We start from the raw sequence: 9,586 nt of genomic DNA, 5'->3' as shown, positions 1-9,586 counted from the left end.
GAGGAAGCCGGACGTGCGCTCCGCGTTCCCAAGCGCGTCGAGCGCGGCATCGAGCAGGTCTCCTACTCCCCTGCCGTGCATCGCCGAAATCGGATACGGTTCGCCAAGGCCAAGCTTCCAAAATTCGGCGGCCATGTATTCGCTCATCTGGTCGTCGATCTTGTTGACGGCGACGACGACCGGTTTGCCGGCGGAGCGCAGCATCCTGACGATGCGTTCGTCGGTCTGTGTCAGCCCGGTCTGCCCGTCGACGACGAACACGACGGCGTCCGCCAGTTCGACGGCGATCTGCGCCTGCGATGCGATCGCCGAATCGATGCCTTCGACGTCCGCCTCCCATCCGCCGGTGTCGACGAGTTTGAAATCGACGCCCGCCCATTCCGCGTCGTAGCTGACACGGTCACGTGTGACGCCCGGTGTGTCCTCGACGACGGCCGCACGACGTCCGAGCACACGGTTGACGAGTGTCGATTTGCCGACGTTCGGCCGTCCGATGATCGCGAGGACGCCGACTTCCTTGCTCGCCGACGTCTGCTCGCCCGACGTGAACGCGGAGCCGTCGATGAGCGACGCATCGCCTTCGTCAAGTTCGTAGCCTTCGAGGTTCGACGCGTATGCGGCGTATTCCTGTTCCTCGATCGCATCGTCGACGAGTCCGATGAGCGCGTCGAGCGTCTCCTCGAAATCGAGGTCGGAGTTGTCGATCGTCGTCACGCCGTCCGCCGCGGTCATGAAATTCGTGACCTTCGCGTCCGCGGCGTCGCGTGCGGCGACGTCCTCCGCGCCCGCGGTGCCGTTGCTCGCCTGATGCGCGCGGCGCGCCTGGCGCACGTCGTCGCGCGCCGTGAGCAGCACACGCACTTCGGCGTCGGGGGCGACGACGTCGGTGATGTCTCGCCCTTCCGCGACGATGCCGCGCCCTTCGGAGTATCCGTCGTCGACGCCTTCGGCGGCAATGTATGCGCGTTGCGCGGCGATGAGGATGTGGCGCACCGGGATGATCGACGAGACGATCGAGACGTGTGCGCTGATGTCGCTCGAACGGATGTCCGCGCTGATGTTGCGACCGTCGCAGAACACACGCGCGTCGTTCGGCGCGTCCGGATCGACGCTGATGTCGAAGTGGTCCTCGGTGAACAGTGCGGCGACGGTCTCCGTGATGACGCGTTCGTCGAGGTCGTCCGCGTCGAGGTCGATGCCCTGTTCGAGCACCCACCACGTCGCGGCGCGGTACATCGCGCCCGTGTCGAGGTAAGCGAACCCATAGTATTTCGCAAGCGCCTTGGACGTCGAGGATTTGCCGACACCTGCGGGGCCGTCGATGGCGACGCGGATCACAGGCCCACCTCCTTCGAGAGCGAACGGACCTCGGTCGACGAGAGCACACGGTACGAGCCTGGCTTGAGGTCGCCGAGCTTGATGGGGCCGATCTGCGTGCGCACGAGGCGTTTGACGGGGAACCCGATCGCGCCGAATATGCGGCGCACGATGCGGTTCTTGCCCGAATGGAGCGTGACCTTGACGATTGTCTGCTCACGGCTCTGGTCGATGATCGAGCAATGGTCGAGCTTGATCCAACCGTCGTCAAGTTGCACGCCGGTACGCACGAGGCGTCTGCAGACGTTGCCGCTCATGCGCCCTTCGAGTGTCGCGATGTAGGTCTTTTCGACCTCGTATTTCGGATGCATGACGTGCTGGCTGAGCTCGCCGTCGTTCGTCATGAGGATGAGTCCCTCGGAATCGTAGTCGAGACGTCCCATATGGAAGATGCGCTCGTATTTGTCGCCGACGATGTCGCGCAGCGTGTAGCGTCCCTTCGGATCCTCCATCGCGCTGAGCACTTTCTTCGGTTTGTTGAGCGCGAGCGTCACGTGCCTCGGGTTGAGGCGCACGCGCGACCCGTCGACGCGGATCTGCTGCGTCTTCGGGTCGACCCTTGTGCCGAGTTCGGTGACGAGTTCGCCGTCCACTTCGACACGGCCGTCTGTGATCATTTCCTCGCATTTGCGCCGCGAACCGAATCCGGCTTGTGCGAGCAGCTTCTGCAGGCGGATCCCGTCGTGTTCCTCGGTGTGTGCTTTTCTTGCTTGACTGTATGCGTGTGGCATCGTTCTCCCAACGTGGCCGGTGGTTGCATGAATGATGGCCCCGCCCGCGTACAGGCGACCTGGCAGGACCACTGTCTAGTATTGTACAGCGTGGCCGCCGAACAACGGCGGCGTGGACACCGTTTTCACGATGTCCTCACGTACATCAAAGGACTAATTCTATGACTGCTGTTGACAACGATTCCACGGTCGACGTCCACGAGGACGCCTCCGCACACAATGACGGACACAGCATTTGGGCACGCCTCGGCGCCGAGTTCACCGGCAGCCTGCTCATCTGCTTCGCGATCTACATGGCGAGCTCGTTCGGCGTCGTGTTCTATGGGTACAACCTTGCGTTCCTCGTTGTCGCCACGGGTGTCGTGTACGCCGCGATGACGGCGATCTTCGCGCGCATCTCGGGCGCCCAGTTCAATCCGGCCGTGACCGTCGCGGCGATGCTCACGTCGAAGGTCCGTGTGCTCGACGGCGTCTTCATGATCATCGCGCAGGTGCTTGGCGGCCTCGTCGCCGGTGCGGTCTTCTCGTTCATGATCCCGAGTTCGCAGACCGTGCAGAAGTCGCAGTGGACGATGATGGCGATCAACGGATACGACGTGAACAGCCTGAGCTATTCGAACATGAGCCAGTACGGCCTGAGCTACAGCGTCACGATGGCGATCATCGTCGAGCTGCTCGCCTCGGTCATCGTCGTCGCCGCCGCGATGATGACGCTCAAGAAGAACGGCCATGCGACGCGTTCCGCGACGCTCACGATGGGCGTCGCCTATGCCGCGGCCGCCGCGATGGCGCTCCCGATCACCGGCGCGTCGGTCAACCCGGTCCGTGCGACGGGCATCGCGATCTTCGCATCGCATGACGGCGCCAATGCGCAGACGGTCAACCCGCTCTCGCAGCTGTGGGTGTTCTGGGTGACCGCGATCCTCGCCGCGGCGATCGTCGCGCTCGTCATGATCATCGCCCAGCTTGCACATTCGCGCGAGAACAACGGTGACGAGATGGACGTCGACGCCGCCGAGGCCGCGATGGCGCAGGGGGACGAAGCCGACCACAACGAAGATGGCATCGAGGCGACCGCCGACGTCACGACCGATCAGCTCGACCCCACCGTCGACGTCTTCTCGAACCAGCACGGCGCAGACTACCACGACGCCCCCGATGCGCACATGACGATGGAGACCACGACCGTGACGACGTCAGTGGATGAAACGGATGGCGAGGTACAGCAGCGCTAGGACGACGCCGAAACCGATGCCGCACGCGGCATCGAACGCGACCGATCTGATCTTCCAGGGACTGCGTTCCCGGCAGACGATCCGCACGACACCGGAGCCGATGGCCGTCACGGACACAATCGCCGTGGCGACCATCGGCTCCCCCATTGCCGCGGCGACGGTGGCGATGACGACAAGGCCGGCGACGCACCATTCGAACCATGGTTTGCCCTCATGGCGTTCCGAGACGTAGGGATGATGTGTGTGCATCGTGGGCTCCTTGACATGTGCGGTGGATACCGTCCACCATCCTACCGCTGTCTCATCCGTGCGTGGTATGTGCACGCCGTCCGAGCAGCCCATCCGGACTGGATGGTGCAAGCGGGCCCTGTGCCTGTCCCGGGAATCGATTCCCGGGACAGGCACAGGGCCCGCTTGCACTTATCGGTGTTGTGGTCGGTCTGTGTCCGGCCGATCAGTGGAAGAAGTGGCGCGTGCCCGTGACGTACATCGTCACGTTCGCGTTGCGCGCCGCCTCGAAGACCTCTTCATCGCGGATCGAGCCGCCAGGCTGCACGATCGCCTTGACACCGGCGTCGATGAGAATCTGCGCACCATCGGCGAATGGGAAGAACGCGTCGGAAGCGGCCACGGCCCCGTTCGTGCGGTTGCGGCCGTCATCAAGCGTGTTCGCACGTTCGACGGCGAGGTTCGCGGAGTCGACACGGTTGACCTGCCCCATGCCGATGCCGACGGTCGCCATGTTGTCGGCGATGAGGATCGCGTTCGACTTGACGCAGCGCACCGCACGCCATGCGAATTCGAGGTCCTTGAGCGTCGCGGCGTCGGCCGCTTCGCCCGCGACGAGCTTCCACGCATCCGGCGAGTCGCCGGGGGCGTCGATGAGGTCGGTCGACTGCACGAGCAGGCCGCCGTCGATCTGGCGGAACTGCCGCTTCGACTTCGGTGGTTCCGCGACCTTGAGGATGCGCAGGTTCTTCTTCTTCGTCTGCAGCAGTTCAAGCGCCTCCGGTTCGTAATCCGGCGCGACGATGACCTCGGTGAAGATCGGACGGACGCTTTGCGCCATGTCGAGCGTGACGGTCGCATTCGTCGCGATGACGCCGCCGTAGGCGCTCATCGGGTCGCACGCATGCGCCTTCTTATGCGCTTCGGCTGCGGTCGCGCCGACGGCGAGGCCGCACGGGTTGTTGTGCTTGACGACGGCGACTGCGATCTGCGGGGCGAAATCCCACACGGCACGCCATGCGGCGTCGGCGTCGACATAGTTGTTGTAGCTCATCGGCTTGCCGCCGAGCTGCTCGGCATCGGCGAAGCCGCGCATGTTGAGCGGGTCGACGTAGAGTGCGGCGTCCTGGTGCGGGTTCTCGCCGTACCGCAGCACATGCGCGCGGTTCCAGGTCCTCGTGAACGTCGCGGGGAACTTCGCGAGCTTGGCTTCCTCGACGGGGTCGATGTCCGCCGGGGCATCGTCGATCGATGCCGGCTTCGGCCAGTGCGCGGCCGTCCATTCGTTGATCGTCGCGTCATACGCGGCGGTATGCGCGAAGGCCTTGCCGGCGAGCCAGCGGCGCTCCTCGAGCGAGAAACCGGTGCCGTCCTCGATGCGTGAGGCGACGAGCGCGTAATCGTCCGGATCGGTGACGATCGCGACGGTCGCGCTGTTCTTCGCGGCGCCGCGGACCATCGACGGGCCGCCGATGTCGATCTTCTCGATGACGTCGGCTTCGGACGCGCCCGAACGGACCGTGTCGGCGAATGGGTACAGATTGACGATGACGAGGTCGAACGGCTTGATGCCGAACCCCTCAAGCTGGCGCGCGTGGTCCTCGTTCGTCATGTCGGCGAGGATGCCGGCGTGGATATGCGGGTCGAGCGTCTTGACTCGGCCGTCGAGGCACTCCGGGAACCCGGTGACCTCGGACACCTCCGTGACATGCACGCCAAGTTCGGCGAGCCTCATCGCGGTGGAGCCGGTCGACACGACTTCCGTGCCTGCGGCGATGAACGCCTTGGCGAGGACTTCGATGCCATCCTTATGGAAGACCGATACCAATGCCCGTCGTAGCGGTCGGTTCGTTGTCGTCACCTTGCTTCTCCTTTGGTTGCGGGGTTGAGTTCACCACTCGTGCGGCGAACGGCTTCTTCTTCTCTGGGGATGCGTCCCTGCCGGTCCCCTCATGCGAGGTGACGGTCCGTGGTGTGGCGTCGCCGGCTTCGCCGGTGGTGCTCGACGCGCCGTCGGCGACCGTGGCGCTGTGGCGCGCGACATACATGCGGACGACAAGGACGATGGCGGTCAGGAGCAGCATGATGCCCCAGACCAGGAACAGTCCCAACGCGCACGGCCGTGCCGTGACGTTGGTGGCGGAACGGACGTCGACGCCGGCCGAGGCGAGGTGCTTCGTGCCAAGCGCGCCGTTCGAAAGCGCGTAGAGCACGGTGCACATGAGCGAGACGACGATCGACGTGATGCAGAACGCGCCCACCGGATAGGCGTAGGCGAGGATCACCGTGCGCGGGTCCTCCCCCACGTTCTTGCCGAATGGCCTCAAGCCGAACCCACGCTTCGCGGTGAGTACGAGCAGGCCGAGGATGCAGCCAATCGCGAGCGGGATGAGTGTCACGCACATGCGGATCGTCGGATCGGCGACCGGTTGTGGGAACAAGTGGAATATCGGGAAATCAGGCAACCGTGCGGCCGAGCCTTCGCCGAGCGTATAGGTCGCGAGGTCGCCGATTGAGAACCCGGCGCCGAAGAGCCACGCGGACGCCCACAGCATGAGATTGGGCAGCCATGCGGCCGCCATGACGCATATGAGGATGCGTGAGCCGGTCTGGATATGCATCGCGTCGAAGGCCGAGCCGACGGCGTGGTGGTCGAGCACGATCCATGCGATGACGGTGCCGAACCCGAACAGCAGGACGATGCCGACGATGAGCAGCCCAAGACGGACTCCGACGGCGATGACGTGGAGGATCGGTTGCGACACATGCGCGCGGATATAGCCAAGCAGCGGGGCTAGACGGTCCGCTTCATGCACATATGCCCATAAGAAACCAAGCGTGAACACGAGCGCGCCTTTGCCGAGCACAGCGAATGTCGAATCACTGAGGGTGACGGTCAGATTGCGCTCGAGCAGGCCGTCGAGGACAAGCCATGTGATCAGACCGGTGACGTAACCGCGCGGATCGGCGCCCATCCTATGGAAGACGGTGCGGATGAGCGCGATGAGCAGGAACGTGAGCAGAAGCGGCACGACCGTGACGACGATCGGTCCCGCATGGAAGCCGACGCCTTGGGACAGCAGCACAATCGCTTGGGTGAGCGGCACCGTGAACGACGACATCGTGGCTCCGCCCTCCTCCATCGCGATGACGAGGAGCACGAGCGCCATGAGGAAGCCGAGCGGCACGGCGTAGACGAGCATCACGATCAAGGATGTGGCGATGCCCCGCAACCAAGGGATGAGCTTCTTGTTCATCCGAGCGTTGCCAACGCCTCACGCATGAACTGCGCGGCCTGCGCGGGTGTCTTGCCCACGCGGATGCCGACGGCTTCGAGCGCTTCCTTCTTGTCCTGCGCGGTGCCTTTGCCGCCGGAGACGATTGCGCCGGCATGGCCCATTTGCTTGCCTTCGGGGGCCGTGAAGCCTGCGATGTAGGCGACGACCGGCTTCGTCATATGCTCGCTCGCCCATTGTGCGGCGTCCTGTTCGGCACTTCCGCCGATTTCGCCGATCATCATGACGGCCTTGGTGTCCGGATCGGCCTCGAAGGCCTTGAGCGCTTCGAGGAGCGTCGTGCCGACGATCGGGTCTCCGCCGGCGCCGAGGCAAGCGGTGAAGCCGATGTCGGACAATTCGCCCATGAGCTGGTAGGTGAGCGTGCCGGATTTCGAGACAAGCCCAAGCGGTCCGCGGCCGACGATGCCATCGGGGATGATGCCGAGATTGACGCCGTTCGACGTTTCAGTTGACGGCAAGGTCATGAGTCCCGGGCAGTTCGGTCCGACGATGCGTACGCCTTGCTGGAGCGCGAGTTCGACGAAATAGGCGCTGTCCGCGACCGGGATGCCCTCGGTGATGACGACGACGACATCGATATGCGCGTTGACGGCTTCGACGACGGCTCCCTTCGCGAAACGCGGCGGAACGAACACGACGCTCGCTTTCGCACCCGTGGCGGCCTTCGCCTCGTCGCATGTCGCGAACACGGGGATGTCGACCATGTCACCTGCGGCGTTTTCGAACGCGATCGTCGTGCCGGCCTTGCGTGGGTTGACACCGCCGACGATGTTCGTGCCGGCCTTGAGCATGCGTGCGGTGTGCGTCATACCCTGATGCCCTGTCATGCCCTGGACGATGACCGGGGCGTCATCTTCGATGAAGACGGTCATTTGGTCTCCTCCTTCGCCTGTGCGGCGAGATGGGCCGCCTCGGATGCGGCCGCCTCCATCGTGGCCGCGACATGGATGTTCGCGATGTCCGCGTCGGCGAGGATCGCCAGCCCTTCGGCCGCGGCGTTGCCATCGAAGCGCACGACCATCGGTTTCGTGACGTTGAGCCGTTCGACGGCTTCGATGATGCCGAGCGCGACCTGCTCGCACGACGTGATGCCGCCGTAGACGTTGATGAGCACCGAGGCGACCTCAGGATCGGACAGGACGATTTCAAGGCTTTGGCACATCGTCTCGGCGGATGCGCCGCCGCCGATGTCGAGGAAGTTCGCCGGCTTGATGCCGGTCCCCTGTTCCTCGCCCGCGAAGGACACGGCGTCGAGCGAGCTCATGACAAGTCCCGCGCCGTTGCCGATGACGCCGACCTGGCCTTGCAGATGCACATAGTGCAGCCCATGCTCGGCCGCTTGGCGCTCGTAGGGGTCGGCCGTCGCGGAGTCATCGAAGCGCGCCCATCCGTCGTGGCGGAACGCGGCGTTGCCATCGAGCGAGATCTTCGCATCGAGTGCGCACAGCCGCTTCGTCGATTCATCGTCCGGGTCGCCGATCTTGGCGAGCGGGTTGATCTCGACGAGTGTCGCGTCGTTGTCATGGAAGCATTCCCACATCTTGAGCAGGATATGGGCGGCCTGGTCGACATCGGCATGGTAGAAGCCGATGCTTGCCGCCATCGCCTTCGCGGCCGCCTCGTCGAAGTCCTCGAGCGCGCTGATGTGCAGACGCTTGACCGATTCGGGCTGCTCCTTGGCGATCTGCTCGACCTCGGTGCCGCCGTTCGCGGTCGCGAGCACGTCGAAGTCACGTGAGGTGCGGTCGACGGAGATCGACACATAATATTCGTGCAGGATCGATTTCGCTTCGGCGATGAGCACGCCACGGACCTTATGTCCGTGAATCGTCATCGGGAGGATCTGCTCGGCTGCCTTGACGGCCTCGTCACGGTCATGGGCGAGCTTGACGCCGCCCGCCTGCCCGCGGTGCCCGATCTTGACCTGTGCCTTGACGACGACGGGGTATCCGATCGTCTCCGCCGCCTGCGGGACATCCTCGACGCGCTCGACGAAGATCGCGCGTGGTGTGTCGATGCCTTGTTCGTCAAGCAACTGACGTGCTTGGTATTCGTATAGATCCATGATTCCTCTGTGAGATGGGCGGTCGTGTGCGGCGACGCTCAGGCGGGCATCGTCAGCAGGGAACTCGCCGGGTAACCGCCAAGCGACTGGATGCCGTCAAGGCCCGCGAGCTCCACGATAAAACTAAAACCGGTGACGACGCCACCGCATGAAATGACCAAATCGCGGGCAGCGCCGGCCGATCCGCCCGTCGCAATGAGGTCGTCGACGATGAGGATGCGTTCGCCCTCCCGGATCGCGTTCCTCTCTATCTCGATCGTGGCTTCGCCGTATTCGAGCGCATAGCTCTGTTTCGCCGTCGGCGGCGGCAGCTTGCCCGCCTTGCGTACGGCGATGAAGCCTTTGCCGAGACGTTCGGCGAGGATGGGGCCGAACAGGAAACCGCGTGCTTCGAGCCCCGCGATCGCGTCGAAATCATCATTCGGGATCGACAGGTTCGAGACGAGCGCGTCCATGAGAATCGCCATGCCACGCGCGTCGGCGAAGACGGGCATGATGTCGCGGAACAGGATGCCTTCCTTCGGGAAGTCCGGTATCGCACGCATGAGTGAGATGAGGTAGTCGGCGTCCTTCGCGTCCAAGGCGGTCGGGTCGGTGAGCGTGATGTCCGTGGAGGTCATGATCGGCGGTTCTCCCCTGCTTTCGTGCCTG

The 9,586-nt window shown here is 64.2% G+C and carries 9 protein-coding genes; 1 reads left to right on the top strand and 8 read right to left on the bottom strand.

Annotation, left to right across the window (positions count from 1 at the left end; genetic code table 11):
* Nucleotides 1-1,338: (d)CMP kinase (locus B1526_RS08585; protein WP_133088543.1), on the bottom strand; the 1,338-nt coding region annotated here is incomplete at its 3' end.
* Nucleotides 1,335-2,108, bottom strand: a complete 774-nt coding sequence (locus B1526_RS08580) for a pseudouridine synthase (protein ID WP_095615646.1) — start codon at nt 2,106-2,108, stop codon at nt 1,335-1,337. The genes B1526_RS08585 and B1526_RS08580, both read right to left, overlap by 4 nt.
* Nucleotides 2,109-2,269: 161 nt before the next feature.
* Between B1526_RS08580 and B1526_RS08575 the strand changes: the two genes are divergently transcribed.
* On the top strand, nt 2,270-3,343 hold the full coding sequence (locus tag B1526_RS08575; RefSeq protein ID WP_095615645.1) for an MIP/aquaporin family protein: 1,074 nt from the start codon (nt 2,270-2,272) through the stop codon (nt 3,341-3,343).
* Here the strand turns inward: B1526_RS08575 and B1526_RS08570 are convergent.
* The 6 genes from B1526_RS08570 to B1526_RS08545 form a co-directional block, all read right to left on the bottom strand.
* Nucleotides 3,305-3,592, bottom strand: coding sequence for a DUF3017 domain-containing protein (locus B1526_RS08570; protein ID WP_095615644.1), 288 nt, complete (start codon nt 3,590-3,592; stop codon nt 3,305-3,307). The two genes, B1526_RS08575 and B1526_RS08570, sit on opposite strands and share 39 nt — an antisense overlap.
* A gap of 205 nt (nt 3,593-3,797) precedes the next feature.
* Nucleotides 3,798-5,432 carry a bifunctional phosphoribosylaminoimidazolecarboxamide formyltransferase/IMP cyclohydrolase gene (purH, locus tag B1526_RS08565; protein ID WP_095615643.1) on the bottom strand — a complete coding sequence of 545 codons (1,635 nt, stop codon included), beginning with the start codon at nt 5,430-5,432 and terminating at the stop codon, nt 3,798-3,800.
* Nucleotides 5,380-6,828 carry a cell division protein PerM gene (locus tag B1526_RS08560; protein ID WP_095615642.1) on the bottom strand — a complete coding sequence of 483 codons (1,449 nt, stop codon included), beginning with the start codon at nt 6,826-6,828 and terminating at the stop codon, nt 5,380-5,382. The genes purH and B1526_RS08560 overlap by 53 nt, the downstream gene beginning before the upstream one ends.
* On the bottom strand, nt 6,825-7,742 hold the full coding sequence (gene sucD, locus B1526_RS08555) for a succinate--CoA ligase subunit alpha (protein WP_095615641.1): 918 nt from the start codon (nt 7,740-7,742) through the stop codon (nt 6,825-6,827). Before sucD ends, B1526_RS08560 begins: the two co-directional genes overlap by 4 nt.
* A complete protein-coding gene (sucC, locus tag B1526_RS08550) occupies nt 7,739-8,935 on the bottom strand; it encodes an ADP-forming succinate--CoA ligase subunit beta (RefSeq protein WP_095615640.1) in 1,197 nt (398 codons plus the stop codon). The genes sucD and sucC overlap by 4 nt, the downstream gene beginning before the upstream one ends.
* 38 nt (nt 8,936-8,973) lie before the next feature.
* The gene (locus B1526_RS08545; protein WP_095615639.1) at nt 8,974-9,555 is read right to left on the bottom strand and encodes an adenine phosphoribosyltransferase; all 582 of its coding nucleotides are present in this window, start codon (nt 9,553-9,555) and stop codon (nt 8,974-8,976) included.
* Nucleotides 9,556-9,586: the final 31 nt, after the last annotated feature.

It is taken from the genome of Bifidobacterium criceti (assembly GCF_002286935.1).
GTDB lineage: Bacteria > Actinomycetota > Actinomycetes > Actinomycetales > Bifidobacteriaceae > Bifidobacterium > Bifidobacterium criceti.
This window is presented reverse-complemented; position numbering and strand designations above follow the sequence as displayed.